The following is a 20,599-nucleotide window of genomic DNA, read 5'->3' on the forward strand; positions in this document are numbered from 1 at the left end:
GGGGGCAAGATGGCTATTGTTACTGTAAAAAAACTGGAAAACGATGATTTGTTTTTTGAAATTCCGCAGGAGATGCTCGATGAACTAGGTTGGTCTGATGGTACGGAGGTTGAGTGGGTGGAAAATCAGGATGGTTCGTGGACTCTAAAAAAGAGCGATAAGTAAAAAGACCTATGTTTATCCAATCCTGATCTTAAGAAGCTGTCGTTTTTAAGTTTGTGGTCAGTATTAGTACTGTATGAATTAGGTATTAATACTGGGTAAGTTCACTAAGTTTCAACCTACTGGAGAAAGTTTCAGTGAAACTCAAAACTACAAGTTTCTATTGAGGCGCGCAAACGGTTAGGCAAACGTTTGATTGTTTCTGTGTGTAAATAGACTGTTTCCATTCCGTGTGTGTTTCGAACTTGTTACAAACTGGTTTAATCAATAAAATCTCACCCATAATAACGATTTCATTGTTCGCAAAGTGTTCGTGAAATCCATTGCAAAAGAAAATTTGCTCAATAATAACAGTCAGTCAAAGAAGAAAACCTATGAAATTGGAAGCAGTTGATTATACCGCAGAGAACGCTGAACAATTATTTGTCGAGTCACTGCGCAATACCGGCTTTGGGGTACTGAAAAATCACCCCATACAACAGAAGTTGGTGAGCTCAATTTATGAACACTGGAACGAGTTTTTCAATAGCGCAGAGAAAAACGCATTTCGTTTTAATGTTGAAACTCAAGATGGCTTTTTCCCTTCAGAAGTCTCTGAAGTTGCTAAGGGCCACACCAAGAAAGATATTAAAGAGTACTTCCACTACTATCCTTGGGGACAGTGTCCGGAAGCGTTGAAAGCTGAGCTTCAGAATTACTATGATGAAGCGAACAAGCTGGCGGCTGAATTGCTTTCATGGGTCGAGAAACATTCTCCGGCAGATGTTTCTAAGCTATATTCCCAGCCACTATCAAGCATGATTGATGGTAGCTCACAAACTTTGCTACGTGTGCTGCACTATCCACCGCTGAAAGGTGATGAGGAGTTAGGGGCTATCCGCGCTGGTGCTCACGAAGACATTAACTTACTGACTGTTTTGCCTGCTGCAAACGAGCCGGGCCTTCAAGTGAAAACAAAAGAAGATGAGTGGTTGGATGTACCGTGTGACTTCGGGAATTTGATCATCAATATCGGCGATATGCTGCAAGAAGCATCGGATGGTTACTTTCCGTCAACGACTCACCGTGTTGTTAATCCTGAAGGGACAGATAAGTCCAAAGCACGAATCTCGCTACCGTTATTCTTGCATCCCAAGCCAGAAGTTGTCCTGTCAGAACGTCACACAGCAAACAGTTATCTGATGGAGCGTTTGCGTGAGCTGGGCGTTATCTAACTTCCATTTATTTTGAGTTTGAAGAAACACCAGTCCCACGTTTAGGTAAGTTGTGGGCTGGTGTTTTTGTTTGCGCTTCGTACATGAGGTGTACTTAACGAAAAAGAACCTAGGGGCGATCTATCTGTCGCTAATTTAGCCATATTACTCTTACAGAATTACTTCAACGTAAATTTGTCTTATAATTCTCACTTCGTATTTTTCAAAGCTTATTTTTATGACTCGAAAACCAGACAGAATTACGGCAATGCAGCAAATTATTGATGCTGTAAAACTTGAGTTTCCATTATATCAAGAAGATACATTCGTCTGCGGGCCTGACAATAGCTGTCTAGGCTGCCCGAAAAAGCTCATGGAGCTTGTAGATTCCGATCTTTCATATTGGCAGAATCAAATTGATCGAGGCATACCACCTACGTTCGATGAGCTTTATAGTTTTGGGAAGCTTTGTAAAAATGTGCGAAGAGGGCTTGTTCGTAACAATAGGATTCCGGCTTAATATCGAATGTATGCTTTACAATCAATTGTTGTGATTTTGATTGCATATTTCGGTGTGTTTTTAAATGCTGCTGATTTCTATCAATAGAGTGCCAGCTATTGTTGGCTGGCACTTGGTATTTTACTGTGAGGGTTGAGGCGGAGCATTAAAGTGTCGATTGTATACTTTGCGCTGAATTGCCGCTGTTGTCTTTAAGAGCAATGTCTGCACCCCGTGAAATGAGCAATTTTGTTAGTTCGGTACGCCCAAACAAGGTGGAATACATCAGTGCGGTTTGACCTGCTTTATTTTGCTGGTTGGCATCGCAATTGGTTTTGAGTAGTAAATGGGCAATTTTCAACTCTCCCTTAAAGATTGCTGCCATCAAGGCTGTATTTCCTTTACTGTCCTGCTCGCAAGCATTGGCACCATATTTAATTAATGTATTGGCGGCATTTAGTCGTCCGTTGTAGCTTGCGATCATTAGCGCTGTATAACCATTATGATCTTTCAAATCGATTGGTACACCGGCTTTCAAAAACTCTTCTAATACTTCTATATCACCGGTACGTGCTGCAGCATAAAAGTAAGCCACTAGCTCGTTTTCCAAACCTTGCTCTGCTGGAAGATCAATATCCATGCTGGCATTTGCTTTAGGTAGCAGTAAAGCCATTGCTAATAAGAAAAAGCTCAGTGAACCGATAATCTGCTTGAAGATTGATAACATAACGAAAACCTTCTCTAGAATTAATGCGATAGAAGCTTCTATCGCATTAGTTTCATCATAATTATTGGGTTAACTTAATAAGAAGCCGCAATACGTTTAACTTCAGTAAGATCACCGTTAACCGCTTTTGTTAGGCGAGTACCATATTCTTTATCCGCTTTGTAAGTGAAGCTAAGAATCTTATGCTTGGTTTCCTGGTCTTTCACTGCACCTAAATCACCGGCAAAGTTTGCAATCAAGTTATTTTGTTCATCCTTTGAAAAGCTACGATACAGCTCACCAGCCTGTGCAAAATTTAGCTGCTTGTTGATGCTAGCTTGCTGTACCATCCCGCTCAACGCTGCGTTACTATGGCGTGCACGGCGATCTTCTGATACATGCTCGCGACTTGGTTGGTAGTTGATATCTGAGCGAGTATTACCGATATTTGCCGCACCATCTTGATTGTAATTAACCACTGGAACTTTAGCTTGGTTAATCGGTAGCTGTTGATGGTTTGCACCTAAACGGTACATTTGGGTATCGGCATACGAAAAAACTCGTCCTTGCAACAGTCGGTCTTCTGATGGCTCAATGCCCGGAATTAAGTTGGCAGGTGCCATCGCGACTTGCTCTGTTGCCTGGAAAAAATTATCAGGAATACGATTTAGCGTCATTGTTCCGACTTTGGTTTCACTGACATCTGACCACACTTTGGTTGCATCAAGCGGGTAATAGTCGTGATTATTCAAGTTACTTGGCTTCATGACTTTGATGTATAGATCCCACTGAGGGAAGTCACCTTCGGCAATGCTGTCATATAAGTCTCTTGTCATGTGCTGGAAGTCTTTCGACTGAATCTCTGCGACTTGTTTGCTGTTAAGGTTTTCAATACCTTGACGGCTTTTCCAGTGGAACTTCACATAACTGACTTCACCTTCGTCGTTGATCATCTTATAGGAGTGAACGCCAAAACCATCCATTTTGCGATAACTAGCTGGTGTCCCATGGTCGCTATACAACCAAGTTAGCATATGAGTTGCGCCTGGCTCATATGAGAAGAAATCGAAGAAGCGATTTGGATCCTGGATATTTCTCACCGGCGAGGGCTTCAAAGAATGCACCATGTCAGGAAACTTAATTGCGTCACGGATAAAGAACACTGGCAAGTTATTACCGACTAGATCCCAGTTACCTTCATCGGTATAAAACTTAGTTGCAAAGCCTCGTGGGTCACGTAAAGTTTCAGGGCTGCCTTTGCCGTGGACAACGGATGAAAATCGGACAAAAACAGGTGTTTTTTTTCCTTCACGGGAAAAAGGGGCGGCGCTGGTGAAGTCGCTGAAATCCGTCGTCGCTACAAAGCTACCGTGAGCACCGGTCCCACGAGGGTGTACCACCCTCTCGGGAATACGCTCGCGAGCAAAGCGTTGTAACTTTTGAATAAGCTGCACATCTTCTAATAAAACGCTGCCTTGGCTACCTGCAGTAATGGAGTTTTGGTTATCGCCGACAGCTGCACCATTATCCTTGGTAAGGGTTGCTGCATTAATGTTGAAGACAGTAGCCATACCAAGTGCTACCACTAAGGCTTTTTGCTTAAATTTCATTTACTTTTCCAATTAGAGTTATTGTGTGTTGCTCAGCTTTCGGACGTAAATGTATGGGTTTGGTGCTTATTAATAAAATTGATAATACCTATTTACTTAATAGGATTACTCTATTGGAAGTTGTTGAAGGGATAGAATATTAAGCTGAAAAAGCGGTGCAGAGAAGTGCTATAGTTCAGTGTTGTAGTATGTATAAGTGAAAATATTAGATGGTGTTCTAATAAGAGTGAAGGTAGCTAATTGACGTTAATAACACCGCTCGCCATAAGCGAGCGATGTTAGCGTTAATAAAGAGTGGTCGAATAGGGGTTATTGGACAACTTCACCACTTTCTACAACCGTTTTGCGAACTTTGTCGGCAAACTTCAATGCTTCCTCGCGAATCGCATCCTCGTCGACAGTCAGCATGTTACGATCTTTCATCAATACCTTACCGTCAACAATGGTGTGCTTGACGTTGGTAGCGTATGCCGAATAAACCAATGCCGAATACGGGTTGTATACCGGTACCATGTTTGGTGCCGTGGTATCGACAACAATGATGTCGGCCAGCTTGCCGGTTTCCAGCGAGCCGATAGTGTCTTCCATATGCAGGGCACGAGCGGCTCCAATTGTGGCCATCTCAATGACTTTCATTGGCGGCATTGCGGCGCGGTCTTTGTTTACCAGCTTATGTATTTTGGCAACTTGGCCGAATTCATCGATAGTGCTGATGGTATTGCCTGACATTGGACCGTCAGTGCCTAGGCCGACACGTAAGCCGTCATCAAACATTTTCAGCGCCGGTGATACGCCCTTGGCTGATTTGATATTGGCACTCATGTTGTGAGCAATACCCACATCATGCTTTTTCAGTAGGGCAATGTCGTTATCGTCGACGTTGATCACGTGGGCTCCAACCAGGTTTGGTGTCAGGGCACCAATATCAGCCATGTAACCGACAGGAGTTTTGCCACCGCTGCGTTCGGCAATGACCTGGTTCTCTCGCTCGGATTCAGCAAGGTGGATCATCACAGGTACATCATGCTCTAACGATAGTTCAGTGATTTTTTGCAGGGTTTCCGTGGTGTTGGTGTAAGGGGCATGTGGAGCAAAAGCCGGGGTAATTCGAGGGTGATCTTTATATTCTTCAATAAAGTTAACTGCATATTTGATACCTTCGTCGGCATTAGCGGCATCGGCGACAGGGAATTTAATCACCGTTTCGCCAAGTACTGCACGCATGCCGATTTCGTCGACGGTCTTTGCAACTTCATCTTCAAAGTAATACATATCGGCATAGGTGGTTACACCGCCTTTGATCATCTCGACGTTACCGAGTTGGGCACCAATACGAACCATGTCGCGAGATACCAGTTTTTTTTCTAACGGGAAGATATAACGGTGCAGGCGGTCCGGTACATCATCTGCCATTGAGCGGAAAACCGTCATTGAGACGTGGGTATGGGTATTGATCAGGCCAGGCATTACGATATCGCCATTGGCATCGATAACTTTTGCAGCTAGGTAGTCTTTGACATCGGTACCATCAGTGACCGCAAAAATTTTGTTTTCTTTTACAGCAACTAATCCGTTTTCAAATACCGTTTTTTCCTGATCCATTGTCAGGACTGTTGCATTTTTAATTAAAAGATCGACTTTTTCCAGGGCAAAAGCAGAGGTACTTGCGATTGAAGTTGCTGCCAGAGAAACTGCGAGAAGGGTTTTTTTAAACATCGATAACTACCACGGTACGACAAAGATGGGCTGATAATACCGTCTGCTAATGCCTTGAAAATTAGTATTGTGTAATTAGCAATGTAAATGTGACTAACGTCAAATTTCGCTATTATTTGAATTTACCGTTGTATAATAAAACAGCGCCGAAAAGGCGCTGTTAATCGTTTGCGGTGTAGTTAAACACGCTAATTATGTTGTTCTCGTTACGAACGGCGCAATGTGACAATCATCCACGCAGTGAGGACAGAGCTGCAAAGTGGTAAGGCAATCCAGACACCATTTACACCCGCAATCTTTGCAAGGGTAAAGATAAAGAAGGTGATTAATATGAGCTTGCCGCCAGTCAGTATGGAAGCTTCTTTTGCTCGGTTGATTGACTGGAAATACGTTGCGCCAACCAGCAGCAAGCCTTCCATGGGTAATCCCCAGAAATAGCGTTGCATCCCGTTGATAGTCTCTGGTTGCAGGGTCGGGTTATCACCGGCAAAGAGATATACCACATACTCCGGGAAGCCATACAGGAAAGCAACACCCGCCAGGGCGAATAATAGAGTGACAGCAAATGCTAAATTGCGAGCCTTGACTACCCGCTCGATTTGTCCGGCACCGGTGTTATAGCTGGTGATCGGTTGGATACCTAAGGCGATCCCTTCAAAGATTAGGTAGAAGAAAGCTTCGGTATAGCTAACAATTCCGTATGCGGCGACATGCAGCGCATCCCCGACCCACAGAAAGGCTTTGTTGTGGAGTGTCAGTACAACTGAGAGGTATAGATACATCAAGAGGCTGGAAAAGCCCAGGCGGAAGATTTGTTCGACACTGTCCCATTGCAGTTTAAGTGTATCCCAATGGATGCGGAGATTGGTTTTACGGCCAAAGAAGTGCTGTAGGCAGAGTAGGGTCGTGGCGGCCTGGGATAACATGGTTGCGATAGCTGCACCTGTTAGCTCGTAGGGGAATACCACAATAAACAACCAGTCGAGCACGACATTCAGTATCCCGCCGAAAATCATGATCAGCGTTACCCGATTTGGTTGGCCGTCATTACGCAGTAACGAAGAAAATGCCATCGAGATCACCGGGAAGGCTCCCAATGCGAAATACCAAAACAGATAGTCTGATGCCATCTGCAGGATTTCCCCTTCGGCTCCCAACCATATTAGGATGGCTTCGCTATAGGCTATACCGAGTACGCATATGATCAACGAAGTGACAAGGCTAAGGGAGAGCGCATTACCGACAATCATTCGCGCCTGTTCGGTTCGGCCTTCACCTAACCGAATTGAAACAAGAGCCGATGCCCCCATACCGATTAAGGCGCCGACAGCATATAAGATTGAGCCGATAGGGTAGCCAAGCATTATACCCGCTAACCCTTTTTCACCGATAAAGTGACCTACGAACATGCCATCAATAGCAACGTAGATCCCGGTGACTAACATGGCAGCGATGGTCGGCATGGTATAGCGGAAGAACAAGCGGAAGATAGAATCATTCCGCAATGATAGGTGTGAAGCCGTACTGGTAGCTGACATGTGAATTCTTAATAAATAACGAGCGAATGAGCGTGCCGCTATAGTAAAGGATGACGCATCGAAATGGGTATCGACGCGATCACTTTATTGCCTTTCTTGCTCGCTATTGCATTCGGTAGTAGGCGGTCAGCAGAATATATTTATGCACGATTTTGTCGCTTCCGTGCCGTTTCAGAGGGTGGTGTACTTGATGGATCCCTTCAGGTAAACGATATGTTTGCTGCAGGCATTCTGGCAACACCTGAGTAGGTTCCTGCAAACGGATGCCATCAGCCAAATAATCATCGATATTTTCAGGCACCTGGCCAAGCCACCAAGCCGGAACTTCTTTGCTGGCTCGGCTACGGTCAAACCAGTGATCGGAAACGATAAGCAAGTGGTGTTGTTTATCCTGACAGGTCTGCCGGTAGGCAGTATTGACGGACTGGATCAACGCATCACGACATGCCAGGTTGGCACTCACAAGTCGGTGGGCAATAACCCAGATGATAAAACCTGTGGTTTCGATTTTGAAGATTGGCTGTGCAAGATTGTCATCGTCATGGTATTGCTGTAACGCTGCCTCAAAGTCAGCTTGTTGGAGTGTAGACAAAACCCTGCGGCATAGGGCTTTGCCCAAATGGTTTTCACGCATTCCCCGGTTGTGTACCGTTGGATAATGTTGCTCACACAACTGCAAGCAGTCAGCCTGAAACTGATGAATACTGACTGAAAGAAGATCACTGACCAAAAACGACAAGCCCCATAACACAATACAACCAATTTGGCCTGAACTCACAGTATCTGTTGAGTTCAGGCTAATAGCATCTTATTACTATTGATAGGTAATCGTATCAGAAAATGGCGTTATGTCTTACGAATATTCAGTGATTTAGTGATCACTGAAAGTAGTTTATCGCGATTTATCCGAATAAGTTTATGTAATTCATACTAAGATCGCACTGAGTTTGAGCGTCGGGAAAGAGGCAATGCCGGTAACCAACGTCTAAATGTCTTGTGGCGGCATGCCAATAATGCTACCGCCGCTAAGAGATACAGTGCGGGTTCGGTCACCCCGGATTTTACTGACCAGTAGTAGTGGATAGGGATTAATAGCAGTGCTAAGTACACCCAATTATGGAGTTTCTGCCATTTAGCTCCCATCCGCCGCTGTATACCCTGAGCCGAGGTGATGGCTAGAGCCAATAGAATTAGCCAGCTGATTGCCCCTAGCGTTAAATATGGACGAGAGGTGATCTCGCTTGCCAGTAATGTCCAGTCGAAGTTGAGATCCAGGGCTAGATATCCAAGTAGGTGGATTGCAGCCCAGAAAAAACTATAAAGGCCAACGAGGCGACGTACCTTAACGAGTGATCCTTGCTTTAAGTAGCGGGCAATAGGTGAGATCATTAAGGTGATCATCAACGTATTGAGCGCCGCTTTGCCTGTAAAATGGCTGAGGCCTTGAACTGGGTCGGCACCCAGCCCGCCGGTAAGCGTCTGGTAAACTAACAGTGTCAGAAAACTCAGAGAAGTCAGATGGATGATGACTTTAAGCCCTGTGATATGCCGTGGTAGTAGTTTCATCAAATCATTTCCTCAGTCTGGCTTAATAGTTTTTGCTTAGGTTCATGCCTTTGTACAGGCCGGCGACTTCGGTGGCATACCCATTGAACATTTTGGTTGGCTGGCGTCGACTGCTGAACAGGTTGCCCTCACCGATGAAGCGTTCACTTGCCTGGCTCCAGCGAGGGTGATCGACTGTTGGGTTTACATTGGCATAAAAGCCGTACTCATTGGGAGCAAGCAGATTCCAGGTTGTTGGCGGCTCTTTGTCGGTAAGTGTAATTCTCACAATTGACTTGATGCTCTTGAAGCCATATTTCCATGGCACAACCAATCGTAAGGGGGCGCCATTTTGGGGAGCAAGTGTTTTGCCATACAGGCCGACAGAGATCAGTGTCAACGGGTGCATGGCTTCATCTAACCGCAGCCCTTCGACATAGGGATAATCAATGCCGCCACCAATCCGTCGGGATGCTTGTCCCGGCATACGTTTCGGATCATAGAGGGTTTCAAATGCGACATACTTGGCTTTGCTGTTGGGATCGGCTTTTTTTAGCAGCTCCGCCAGGGGAAAACCAATCCAAGGAATGTTCATTGACCACGCCTCTACACAACGTAAGCGGTAGATCCGTTCTTCCAGAGTAAATTTGCTGAAAATATCTTCGTAGCCCAGGGTGATAGGCCGATTAACCAGACCATCAATTTTCACTGTCCATGGGTTGGTCTGGAAGTTTGCGGCACGGACGGCAGGATCGGATTTGTCCGTGCCAAATTCATAAAAATTATTGTATGTAAGTATCTTGCTTTCAGGGGTGAGAGAAAGCTGAGTGTTAGAGTAACGCGAAGCTTTGGTTGACAGCAGGCGGCGGCTATCTTTGGCCGACGGCTTGTCATTACCGGTGAATGCATCAAATAGCCCTGCATTGGCTTGGGAAGCAAGGGGCATTCCAACCAAGGTGATCCCAAGTTTTTTCAGAATGTCTCGACGTTGATGGTAGATAGATTCAGGCGTTGCATCGTTTTCCTTTAATGTCCAACGCTGGGAGTTCTTGATAAGCATAATCTTCCTTAAATCGGGTATTCGTTATAATTATTTACTGATGCATGATTAGACCTGAGATACGAATAATAAATTTCATCAGATTACTCTTTGTTTTTGTAATAAAAGAGGGTATGTTGCGCGCGTCCTAAAAAAATAGCGTAATTCAGGGATTTTGAATGTTTAAGAAAGTGCTGTTATTTTGTGCAACTTTAACGTTGCCTATGCAAGCTGCGGCGGTAAACACCCCATTAACAGCAGGCGTATTTCTTGGTAGCCCAACATCAGGGTTAACAGTCCAATACCGGGATGACTTTCAGTTTGCGGTTGGTCTAGATACCTTTAGCCTATCGGCTGATGCTATATGGAATGTCAGTGATTATACCCAGCGGATGCAATATTCGCCTTTTTATACGTTTACCGGGATTCAGTGGGTAGATGATGAAAAGCATACATGGGGACCAAGAGCCGGGGTTGGTGTTGTGATCCCTTATCATACTGTTCATTTTTATGCTGAAGGTGGTATGACATTGTACCTGCAAGATGAGACTAGCACGGAATTTGAAGGCAGCGTTGGGGTAAGGTTTAATCTTTAGCACAGGATAGGATTGAACAGGGTGGCTGGTTTAGAAGCCACCTATATCGACTATGAACAACTTAAATGATTTTAATGCCAGTCTTGAACTTCAGCATATCTATCTGGAAGTGTATGCAGAACGGTTTCATTTTCTACGCCAATATTTTGAAGGCTACTATTGCTATCGACATGGCTTAGTCACCCGACAGGGGAATGCCGACTGGGAGCAGATCTTTGAGCACGGTATTCATTCAACATCGGCCAGCAACATCCAAAACCGTAAACAATTGGTCAGGGAGCTTCGCCTGCCTCTTTCTGTATTGACTGGTATGCTTAAAGTGTTGGTTAGGGATGATGCTCTGAGCCTGGATGCAATTGAACAGCTTCTGGATACCCACCTTGACTACGTTATCTTGACCCGAGATGAGTTTTATAAGCTAAAATCGGCTGGCTTGAATGAGCGAATGCCGGCCGATTATTACCGGCAGGGAACTTCGGCCTATCAAAATACAGACTCGAGATTTACAGCGGTAGGGATATCACTTTCCTGCTGAACCAGTACCAGAAGTCATTTGGACATATGGCCGCTTTTTACCAGCATCAAACAGCCTTCGGTCGATTCTGGCTGGTGGGAACTACCCGCAGGGTTACGCAGCCAGACCCCTTCCTTGTATTTGCCTAGTTCATCATGAAATTCACCTGATAAGACAAGCACCTCTTCACCACCATCATGTTGATGCGATGGGAAGGATGTGCCAGGTTGCCATCTTAGCATTATCGTTTGCTCTCTTCCGCAGCCGTGCAATGGCAGGGTTGATAATCCGTTTTGAATACCGGGTTGCCAGTTGGCATTATGGGTATCAATTCGGATCATATCGTCGTCGTGTGGTGGAAACATGTTGAGTTTTACATATAGCAAACAACCACTGTCGCTGCCCGGCGAATGAAATGATCCCGGTGGATTACGGATGTATGTCCCCGCCGGGTAATGGCCGTGCTCATCTTGAAAAATGCCATCGAGAACGAATATCTCTTCGCCGTTAGGGTGAAAGTGCGCCGTGAAATGGGTGTTGGCATCATAGCGGACAAGACTGGTGACTTGGCCACTTTCTGCTGCTTCTCGTTCTAGCGGAATACGCCAAACTCCAGGCGAGGGCGAAGCAATCCACAGCTGATTATTTGTATCGATCACTACGCGCTGCTGTCGATCCATATTCAAAGAAGTGAGTGATTCCATCGCCTTAATCTCATAGTGCCTTGCTTGTATTAGTGTATACCCAAACCACTAGACAAGGGGCTGATTGAGGCTGCAGAGGGGGTTTACTCCAGGTTGAATCGGAGTGTCGCATTTGTAACATTTTGTTGCGGTGCATGTAACTTGTGATTGACCTTGTCGGTTTGGAAGATTATTCTGGCTTACATCTGTACGCTGAAATGATTTTAAGGTTATAGGGATGTCGACCAACAGACCACCAATTATCTGGCTCAATGTTGCTATTTTTACGGTGACATTTGCCATCGCCGTGTTTGGAACGCCAATTTATGCCTACTACGTAGGGTTCGATTGGATTCAAATTATTATGCTGGTGCTAGCATTCAGCTATTGCGGCATGTCGATCACCGCGGGCTATCACCGGTTGTGGTCACACAAAGCTTATGAAGCGAATGCCGGCATGCGTCTCATTTTTGCAATCGGCGGCGCTTTTGCCCTGCAGAATAGTATATTGCACTGGTCGTCCGATCACCGTGTTCATCATCGTCATGTCGATAACAATGATAAAGATCCGTATTCAGCCAAACGTGGGTTTTTCTACAGCCATATCGGATGGATGCTGAGGGAGTATCACGCGAGCCGCTATAGTGATTACTCTAACTGCCGCGATCTTCAGAAAGATAAAATCGTTATGTGGCAGCATAAATACTACGTGCCTTTGACGATTGCGACCAACTTGGGTTTTCCTCTGTTATTTGGTTTGATCCATGGCGATATCTGGGGGGCTTTGTTGTTGGTTGGTGTCGTTCGTCTGGTACTTAGCCACCATACTACTTTCTTTATTAACTCACTGGCCCATATATGGGGAAGTCAGCCTTACACCGACAAAAATACCGCCCGGGATAATGGATTCCTTGCGTTTCTTACTTTTGGTGAGGGTTACCATAATTACCATCATATCTTCGAGAATGATTATAGAAACGGTATTCGCTGGTGGCAGTTTGATCCGACAAAGTGGCTGATAAAGAGCTGTTCGTGGCTGGGCTTTGCAAAGAACCTGCGTACAAGCCCAGAGGACAGAATTGAAAAAGCCCGAGCGACCATGGTGCTAAAACGTTTGCAGGCGAAGTTAGCCACTACACCCAACGGCAAGGTTCGTCTCGCGCTGTTAGAGGAAGAATATGAAGCGCTGATGCTGAAGATCTCAGATTATTACTCAGCGCAGAAGCGAATGATTGAACTGAAGAAGAAGCGTCTCGTTAAGCATTATGAGAGCTTTGAGTTTGTTCAGCAGTATGCTGAGATGAAACGTTTATTAGATGAGCAACGTAAATCTTGGAAAATGGTGACAGCACAGTATGTGTAAACAATGGGGTTAACCCCTGAAGCTACCGGTTGAAAATGACTGCAGGCGAGGTAATCACTACCTCGCCTTTTTTATATCCAAGCGATTTCAAGATGCTGGATATCTCCCTTGACGTTGCTTGGCTATATTTGACTCAACGATGACGAAATCTTGTATCAGGGCGGGTACAATCAGCATAATTTATTTGGTTATGACTGCAACCGAACTGATTATGTGTCTTATCAGTGAGAATAATTCAGTTGTGAGACGATGTAATTCCAAACTTTGCCATAATAGTAATACTTCAAGTGGAGGCGTTTTTGTGTATCGCTCATTACTCTTATCATTAATTTGTATGCTGTCTTTTGCCGTTAATGCAATTGAATATCAGCGCCCAGCGGCTGATAGCAAGCTGGTAGGGATCATGGAGTATTATCAGGTCAATAAAGGCGAAAGCCTGGCTGATATTGCAAATAAGTACGATGTTGGCTTTTTGGCTCTGATGGAAGCAAACAAAGGGGTTGACCCATTTCTGCCCACTCCCGGTACGTTACTGACAATACCGACTCAGTTGATACTGCCTGATGTCAAACACGAAGGGATTGTGATTAATTTGGCGGAACTACGTCTGTACTACTTCCCTGAGGATGATACTGAACGCATGTATGTGTTTCCAATCGGTATTGGCCGGGTGGGACGTGCGACCCCGAAAATGACCACCAAGATCAGCCAAAAGATCGTTGATCCGACATGGACACCAACGGCTAATATCCGCAAGGAATATCGTGAAAAACATGATATTGAACTGCCAGCGGTAGTACCTGCGGGCCCTGAGAATCCTCTCGGTGAATATGCTATGCGTCTTAGCCACGGTAAAGGGCAGTACCTGATACATGGAACTAACAAGGATTTCGGTATTGGAATGCGGGTTAGTTCGGGCTGTATTCGGATGAATCCGTGGGACATTGAATGGTTGTTTCCGCAGGTTCCCGAAGGGACTGCTGTGCGGATCATTAACCAGCCATTGAAGCATACTGTGGAGCCGAATGGGGCGCTCTACGTTGAAGTCCATCAGCCTCTATCTCGAACTGAAAAGCAGGTAGGGACCCATAAAACAGTGAAGGCGACTAAGTCTTTGATGGCTGCTGTTGAAAGCGATCATGTCGCAGAATCTCGCTTGAGTTCTGCGTTATCGCTTCAGACGGGTATCCCTATGGCGTTAATTGGCGGCTAGAGTTTTAGAGCCTAGAACCTGAACTGAAAATAGCGAGAGCATGGCTCTCGCTTTTTTTGTCTAGTGGCTTGTTGAGATCAGGCGGTTGTTTATCTCTCCCAGTTTTTCCGGCATGAAGGTAAGGTCGGAGAGGGCCGGATGTCGTTCATCGAATAGCGCTTTATCACGTTGGTTTGCATAGTTGTGAGTGATATAGCCGTAGCCGCTTGGGTATTCCGTATTCCAAAGTTTGCTTTTTGCCACAAGGCTGGAAGCGATAAATTGTCCGATATAAGTCACTTTTCCTGACTCAACAGTAAACGTTAGACCAAGATCTTCTTTGGATTTCGAGCGGATAGTACGATTGCCATTGCTGCCTTTGAAACCGATGCAGAAAAGCTCATATTCACCGGGAGGTAATGCCAGAGAAAAAAGTTGGCCTTTGACTGAATCAGTAATGAAGTCAGCATGAGAGTTATCGTTAATTATCGTAATGGCATCTTCATCACCTGATTGACGAATGTACAGGGTGGTGACAAGCCCTTCACCAGAAGAAGGCCAGACTGTCGTGGTGCTAAGGCTACCAGCCAGGTAACCGCTATCCTGTTTGACCGCACTTTCGAACTTCTCTGGTACGTTAACTGAAATACCAGAACTACAACCAAGCAGTAATAGATTGGTTAAAAAGAAAAAAATGATTCTCATTTGCTACTTATCCTTGCTATCCCTGTAAGGTGATGAGCATTTGGTCATTCTTCGAGCTGCCATACTCAGTAATGACGATTTTACTGTTATATATGACATAGTTCACTATGACTATCACTGAATACTTGCATTACTATGCTTCTAATCACTATTTTTATGAACCGCCCCACGATTTTTACGGGTAGGTTGAGTATCAGGGGCAGGGGATTCACGGCATATTGGTCATAATTTTCAAAGGTATGGTAAAGTAGGTGACTTTTTTCTGATTGATAAACCGAATGATAGCTATTCGCCTTTCAAGAGTTCGCTCGTTGTTTTTCCTTGGTGATCGTGATGGACTGGCTTTTCGCCTGTTTTCCTACTTTGCCGTGATCTTATCTTTAATCATGATCTTGCAAAATATTGCCGAGGTTGCGTTGGTTAAAACGCTGCTTCATGTACCGAAGAAGATCCAAGCTGAAATGCTTGAACTGGCTGATCAGGCCGAGGTGATGATCAGAGAGGGGGATATGGATGAGCTGGCGGACTGGGAGCGGGGGCAACATTACTATCTGTTTGTGCTTGATAAAGAGCGGCATACCATCAGCGGTCGTCAGATGCATCCTCACTTTGAATTCAAGCTCAATTTCATTCGCGATCTTGATACTACGTTTGAGAACCAGGTTAACCAACCCGTTATTGCCATCCCGTTGAGTACGGGACATGATTTGGTGATCCAGTTTCCGCATGAATACCACCCAGCACGCTATTTTCCTTATTATTTCATGCTGATTCAGGTTGTTATAGCGATTTTGATCTTAAGTGTTTTTTCGTTATTGCTTGCCCGCTACCTGCAACGTCCGTTAAATAAACTACAAGATGCCAGCTATCGACTGGCTGAAGGAGATTTCAGTGTCCGTGTAAGTCATGAGGTTGGTGACAGTGTCACAGAGCTTGGCCGGTTGGCAAACTCCTTTGACCATATGACGCAGCGTATCCATGGATTGGCCGAGAAGCAAAAACGGTTGATCCGCGATGTTTCTCATGAACTGAGAACGCCGCTTGCCCGGCATAATTTGGCATTGCACTTGCTACGACGGCGTCTACCGGAAGAGAGCCAGCCATTGCTGGATCGTTTAGAGCGTGAATCTGATGAAATGAATGAGCTAGTGACTGAAATTTTGGAATATAGCCAACTCGAAAATGCCAGCTATTCAGTAAATCTCGTACCAATACAGCTGGAGACTGTTTGTCATCACCTTATCCTTGAAATGCAGGGTAACTTGATACATGAGCAGGTATTTGAGTGTGATTTAAATAACTCGGCGTTAATGGCGATGGCCGATAACCGGTTGCTGCTTAGGGTGATTAAAAACTTACTGGGTAATGCGGTTAAATATGCAGGGCGGCAAGCCGTCATATCGCTATCTGTATGTAATGCCAATGGCTGGGTTCAGTTGGTTATCGAAGACAATGGAGCTGGGATCCCTGAACAGCATCTTAACCAAATCTTTGATCCGTTTACCCGTTTGGAGATGGCAAGAGATAAACAGTCCGGTGGCTATGGGCTCGGTTTGGCCATCGTGAAGGAGTCGATGTCAATCATGAAAGGTCATGTTGTCGCTTCGAATCGTGCAGAAGGCGGTTTACGGATCTGCTTGCTATTTCCGATGGCTTAGCTGGCAAACTGTTAAATACGCTGCTAACAATAGAACAAAGCCGCTTATCGGTTCTCGATAAGCGGCTTTGTTGAATCTGGCTAAGAGTCTATGACAGTGAGATAAAACTATTTACGCATTTTCTCGACATCAATGACATTCTTGAACTTGTTTGCTTTGCTAAGAATATAATCAACATCAGGCGGGAAGTCTTTGTTGGTTTTAGCATGCTTCATCATATCGAATACAGTGAACTCAGTGAGAATTGCGTACTGATATGAGGTGAAGTTACCTTCTGCCTGAAGGGTCGGATCATAGTAATTATCGCCTTTGCGGATAATCGCGTGATCAACGATAGGATCTTCGCAGCGGTAACCGAGAACATAGCGTTCGCCCTTACCGTATATGACATTCATATAGCTATTGTAGAAACACTCATTTTCAGTTGTTGTGCAGCTTTCCAGTAGATCATCATCCATCGCCGACACAGTTACAATGCGCATTTTGTCAGCTTTATAATTTAGTTCAGTCAATTGGCGACGGATTTCGTCTAGGTTTACTTGTGTCACTTCATATACCGCGTATGTCAATAAAATCGGCGGCATTATACCTTTCAAATTAGCAAATATCACGATTGGTGTGATATTTGGTCCCAGAATGGCGAATTTGGTTACTCAATAACCGGACGTTACTTTACAAAACTTTACGAATGCAAAGAATGTAAATTAAGTGCAAATGGTAATGGTTATCACTTATATTCGCTGCAGATTTTTGCAGTGGTCGCCGTAAAGGCGCATGTGAGTACTTGTTAGGCCTCTTGATAATTAAAGCAAATGAAGAGGCTGAGTAACTCATTTTTTTGGAGATAACGGAATATGTTTTCTAAAAGTCACCTGACTTTATTGATTGGTGCCATTCTAGCCACACCTGTAGCACAAGCTCAAACACATACACAGGCAACTGATGTTGATGAGCATATGGTCGTGACTGGCCGCGACTATGGCTATAAGGCTGACACAAACACCAGTGCGATGCGCATTGAAGCAACGCAACTTGAAACCCCAGGGCAGGTAACGATTATCGACGAGCAATTGATCGATGAACAACGTGCCAGCACACTAGGTGAAGTCCTGAAAAATGACGCCAGTGTTTCGGAAGGTGGTAAAGGTCGTAACCGTGAAACATTCAAATTACGCGGTTTTGATTTAGGCAGTGGCGATAGCTTCCTACGCGATGGCAAGCAGCATTGGTCTCACTATCGCCAGCCGATTGAACTGCTTGAGCGTGTGGAAGTGCTAAAAGGCCCTGCAGGCTTGTTATACGGTAAGTCTGCACCAGGCGGTCTGATCAATATGGTCTCCAAAAAGCCGACTTATGAAACCCAGGTTAATGTTAGTCAGGATATCGGTTCAAACAACGAATCACGTACTGTGGCTGATGTCAGTGGTTCATTAAATGATGACCAAACACTGCGTGCCCGCGCTATTGTTGCTAAGCACAGCTATGACTCATGGCGTGAATACAATGATGGCAGCACGCCGTCTACAGAACGCTTTGTCGGTGGCCTGTTCGTCGACTACGACGTAAATGACGATATTACAGTGTCATTCCACTACGATAAAACCAACGATCATGGCAGTGTTGATACTGGCGCATATATTGTTGACGGCAAGCCCGTGCTTGGCGATAAACATATCTGGGATGCACAGTGGTCAAACATCGAGAATGACGTTGAAAACATCGGTATTGATGTTAACGCCCAGCTTACAGACACATGGCGTCTAGCAACGGGTTATAACCATCAAGACTTTGAGCGTCGTGATATAGAAAGTTTCTCGAAGCCTGATACCTACAACCCTGCTGACGGTACGTTTACTTACAACGGATACGACCGCTGGGATAACTGGCAGTTCGATACGGCCTATGTGGATTTGGTCGGTGAATTCGATGCGCTAGGTGTTAGCCATCAGATGCTGGTTGGTGCTAACTGGCTTGGTTACTACTACAAAACCCAGAGTGAGTACTTGAAAGGCTATACGGCAACTGTTGGTCAGCCAATGGATAAGCCGGCGGAACTGCACTATACCAATGGCGAAGTGGGTGACCCAACAGAGCGCGACTCTTACGGTGTCTATCTTCAGGATATGATCACGTTTAACGATCAGTGGCAAGTACTGGCGGGTGTTCGTTTCGATAGAACAGAAACCAGTGAAGATACATATAATAATGTGCTGCCGAAGGCTGGTGTCATTTATCACCCAGTGCCAAACGGTTCTATTTACCTGACATACTCTGAGAGTTTCGAGCCGGAAGATCCTGTTGATGACGAAACGGATGTAAATGACGGGAAGGAGCTTGATCCGGTAAAAGGTAAGCTTTACGAGCTAGGTACCAAGTGGGAACTGTTCGATAATCAGCTATTTGTATCCGGTGCCATTTTTGATATTACTCAGGAAAATAAAGTCCTGAATGAGAAAGTAACGGGTATTGACGGTAAAGAGAGCATTACCACTCAGGTTGGTGAGCAGGTTCACCGTGGTGCCGAGCTAAGCGCTTCAGGTTTCGTAACGGAAAAACTGGCTCTGAATGGCAGCATGACCTATCTGGATGCGGAGATTGTTGATCCGACAGATGCCGCGAAAGACGGTAACCGTCCTGCAGATGTCCCTGAGCTATCTGCAAGTGTTTGGTCACGTTATTCTGTGACAAACAACACGGATGCTAACCTAGGCGTGATTTATGTTGGTGACCGATACGGCGATAGTGCAAATACATACAAGAAAGATGCATATACTCGTGTAGATGCTGGTGTCGCGCATACAATCAAGTATGATCAAGACTTAGATGTCATTATGCGTCTAAATATTGAAAACGTATTTGATACTGACTACTTAGCCGGTGGTAGCGAGACGAAGACTATTCTGGGTGAAGGCCGTAACTACATGGCAACCCTACAGTTCCGTTACTAATTGAGTAAGTATACCTAAGCACCTTGAGGTAACTTGGGTATAAATAGAGGGAGAGGTGCTAACTTCTCCCTTTGCTGTTTTTGATATTTTTTGTTTTTAATACTCGTAAAATTCACAGGATGAATTTTTATTTTTTTAATGCATTCCCCTAAGACAACTATTGCAAGATGAACATAAAAAAAACTAGCTTGGCACTGATGATGGTTGGCCTTGCCGCAGGCGCAAATGCCGATAGCCTCAACAGCGCCCGAACAATAGAGAGCAGTATCAATGCTGCGTCAGCCAAGAGCCAAAAAAAAATCGATACCAGCGCTGAAGCGACTTTGTCGATGGCCGCTGAAATTGAACAGCTTCAGGAAGAAGTGAAAAATCTTACGGTTTATCGTGATCACCTCGCTCGCTTGGTCGATAGCCAAAATACCGAGGCGGAAAGTCTCAATCAGCAAATTCAGGGGATAAAAGAGACACGTCAGGGTGTCGTACCTTTGATGTACAAGATGATTGATGGCCTTAAATCGATTATCGCCAATGATAAACCGATCCGTCACGAGCTACGTTTGGCTCGAATTGCCAAACTTGAACTAATGATGGCTCAGGCTGATATCAGTGATGCAGAAAAGTACCGTCGTATTCTTGAGGCCTACCAGATTGAGATGGATTACGGAACCAAGCTAGGGATCTTCCAGGGTAAGGTAACGCTTTCAGAACAGGATAGCATTGAAGCTGATCTGCTTTATCTTGGCCGAATCTCACTCGTGGCTCGTAGCCTGGATGGCAAGCGTTATTGGGCGTGGAACGATAGCCAGTCAAACTGGCAGAATCTTGATTCTCAGTTTTCTAACGATATAGATAAAGCATTTGCCATTGCATCCAAACAAGCGGCACCCAGCCTAATTACATTGCCAGTATCTGTTAACGTGGAGACTAAGTAA

The 20,599-nt window shown here is 45.0% G+C and carries 20 protein-coding genes; 10 read left to right on the plus strand and 10 right to left on the minus strand.

Annotated elements, in window-relative coordinates:
• Positions 1–72 precede the first annotated feature (72 nt).
• The 3 genes from MD588_RS26170 (at position 73) to MD588_RS23190 (ending at position 1,875) form a co-directional block, all read left to right on the plus strand.
• Complete coding sequence (locus tag MD588_RS26170; RefSeq protein WP_407676608.1) at positions 73–165, plus strand: hypothetical protein; 93 nt, start codon at positions 73–75, stop codon at positions 163–165.
• Between the two features lie 371 nt (positions 166–536).
• A complete protein-coding gene (locus tag MD588_RS23185) occupies positions 537–1,376 on the plus strand; it encodes a 2OG-Fe(II) oxygenase family protein (protein ID WP_265700198.1) in 840 nt (279 codons plus the stop codon).
• Between the two features lie 217 nt (positions 1,377–1,593).
• On the plus strand, positions 1,594–1,875 hold the full coding sequence (locus tag MD588_RS23190) for a hypothetical protein (RefSeq protein ID WP_265700199.1): 282 nt from the start codon (positions 1,594–1,596) through the stop codon (positions 1,873–1,875).
• 145 nt (positions 1,876–2,020) lie between these two features.
• Here MD588_RS23190 and MD588_RS23195 read toward each other — a convergent pair whose 3' ends face one another.
• The 7 genes from MD588_RS23195 to msrP all read right to left on the minus strand — a co-directional run bounded on the left by MD588_RS23195 (position 2,021) and on the right by msrP (position 10,029).
• Entirely contained in the window at positions 2,021–2,581 is a 561-nt protein-coding gene (locus MD588_RS23195; RefSeq protein WP_265700200.1) for an ankyrin repeat domain-containing protein, read from the minus strand.
• Between the two features lie 74 nt (positions 2,582–2,655).
• On the minus strand, positions 2,656–4,170 hold the full coding sequence (locus tag MD588_RS23200) for a catalase (protein WP_265700201.1): 1,515 nt from the start codon (positions 4,168–4,170) through the stop codon (positions 2,656–2,658).
• A gap of 309 nt (positions 4,171–4,479) precedes the next feature.
• On the minus strand, positions 4,480–5,886 hold the full coding sequence (locus tag MD588_RS23205; protein WP_265700202.1) for an amidohydrolase: 1,407 nt from the start codon (positions 5,884–5,886) through the stop codon (positions 4,480–4,482).
• Positions 5,887–6,092: 206 nt separating this feature from the next.
• The gene (locus tag MD588_RS23210; protein ID WP_265700204.1) at positions 6,093–7,424 is read right to left on the minus strand and encodes an MATE family efflux transporter; all 1,332 of its coding nucleotides are present in this window, start codon (positions 7,422–7,424) and stop codon (positions 6,093–6,095) included.
• Positions 7,425–7,527: 103 nt separating this feature from the next.
• Positions 7,528–8,202, minus strand: a complete 675-nt coding sequence (locus MD588_RS23215; RefSeq protein ID WP_265700205.1) for a hypothetical protein — start codon at positions 8,200–8,202, stop codon at positions 7,528–7,530.
• A gap of 152 nt (positions 8,203–8,354) precedes the next feature.
• Entirely contained in the window at positions 8,355–8,990 is a 636-nt protein-coding gene (gene msrQ / locus MD588_RS23220; protein WP_265700206.1) for a protein-methionine-sulfoxide reductase heme-binding subunit MsrQ, read from the minus strand.
• Between the two features lie 22 nt (positions 8,991–9,012).
• On the minus strand, positions 9,013–10,029 hold the full coding sequence (gene msrP / locus MD588_RS23225) for a protein-methionine-sulfoxide reductase catalytic subunit MsrP (RefSeq protein WP_265700207.1): 1,017 nt from the start codon (positions 10,027–10,029) through the stop codon (positions 9,013–9,015).
• A gap of 158 nt (positions 10,030–10,187) precedes the next feature.
• On the opposite strand from msrP, the gene MD588_RS23230 reads away from it, so the two are divergent.
• Positions 10,188–10,604 (plus strand): hypothetical protein, encoded by a 417-nt coding sequence (locus MD588_RS23230; RefSeq protein WP_265700208.1) that lies wholly within the window; start codon positions 10,188–10,190, stop codon positions 10,602–10,604.
• Positions 10,605–10,656: 52 nt separating this feature from the next.
• Complete coding sequence (locus MD588_RS23235) at positions 10,657–11,139, plus strand: hypothetical protein (RefSeq protein WP_265700209.1); 483 nt, start codon at positions 10,657–10,659, stop codon at positions 11,137–11,139.
• 14 nt (positions 11,140–11,153) lie between these two features.
• Here the strand turns inward: MD588_RS23235 and MD588_RS23240 are convergent, their stop codons facing one another.
• Positions 11,154–11,822, minus strand: a complete 669-nt coding sequence (locus MD588_RS23240) for a cupin domain-containing protein (RefSeq protein ID WP_265700210.1) — start codon at positions 11,820–11,822, stop codon at positions 11,154–11,156.
• 217 nt (positions 11,823–12,039) lie between these two features.
• Between MD588_RS23240 and MD588_RS23245 the strand changes: the two genes are divergently transcribed.
• On the plus strand, positions 12,040–13,164 hold the full coding sequence (locus MD588_RS23245) for an acyl-CoA desaturase (protein ID WP_265700212.1): 1,125 nt from the start codon (positions 12,040–12,042) through the stop codon (positions 13,162–13,164).
• A 301-nt stretch (positions 13,165–13,465) separates the two neighbouring features.
• Positions 13,466–14,377: a L,D-transpeptidase family protein gene (locus tag MD588_RS23250; protein ID WP_322784272.1), complete on the plus strand. Its 912-nt coding sequence runs from the start codon at positions 13,466–13,468 to the stop codon at positions 14,375–14,377.
• 60 nt (positions 14,378–14,437) lie between these two features.
• Here MD588_RS23250 and MD588_RS23255 read toward each other — a convergent pair whose 3' ends face one another.
• Entirely contained in the window at positions 14,438–15,061 is a 624-nt protein-coding gene (locus MD588_RS23255) for a hypothetical protein (protein ID WP_265700214.1), read from the minus strand.
• A 278-nt stretch (positions 15,062–15,339) separates the two neighbouring features.
• Here MD588_RS23255 and MD588_RS23260 point away from each other — a divergent pair, with 278 nt between their 5' ends.
• Positions 15,340–16,719, plus strand: a complete 1,380-nt coding sequence (locus MD588_RS23260) for a histidine kinase sensor domain-containing protein (protein ID WP_265700215.1) — start codon at positions 15,340–15,342, stop codon at positions 16,717–16,719.
• 107 nt (positions 16,720–16,826) lie between these two features.
• Here the strand turns inward: MD588_RS23260 and MD588_RS23265 are convergent, their stop codons facing one another.
• The gene (locus MD588_RS23265) at positions 16,827–17,267 is read right to left on the minus strand and encodes a hypothetical protein (protein WP_265700216.1); all 441 of its coding nucleotides are present in this window, start codon (positions 17,265–17,267) and stop codon (positions 16,827–16,829) included.
• A 306-nt stretch (positions 17,268–17,573) separates the two neighbouring features.
• Between MD588_RS23265 and MD588_RS23270 the strand changes: the two genes are divergently transcribed.
• Both MD588_RS23270 and MD588_RS23275 read left to right on the plus strand, forming a co-directional pair.
• Positions 17,574–19,667, plus strand: a complete 2,094-nt coding sequence (locus MD588_RS23270; protein ID WP_265700217.1) for a TonB-dependent siderophore receptor — start codon at positions 17,574–17,576, stop codon at positions 19,665–19,667.
• 167 nt (positions 19,668–19,834) lie between these two features.
• Complete coding sequence (locus MD588_RS23275) at positions 19,835–20,599, plus strand: DUF3450 domain-containing protein (protein ID WP_265700218.1); 765 nt, start codon at positions 19,835–19,837, stop codon at positions 20,597–20,599.

The organism is Photobacterium obscurum, from assembly GCF_026191635.1.
GTDB lineage: Bacteria > Pseudomonadota > Gammaproteobacteria > Enterobacterales > Vibrionaceae > Photobacterium > Photobacterium obscurum.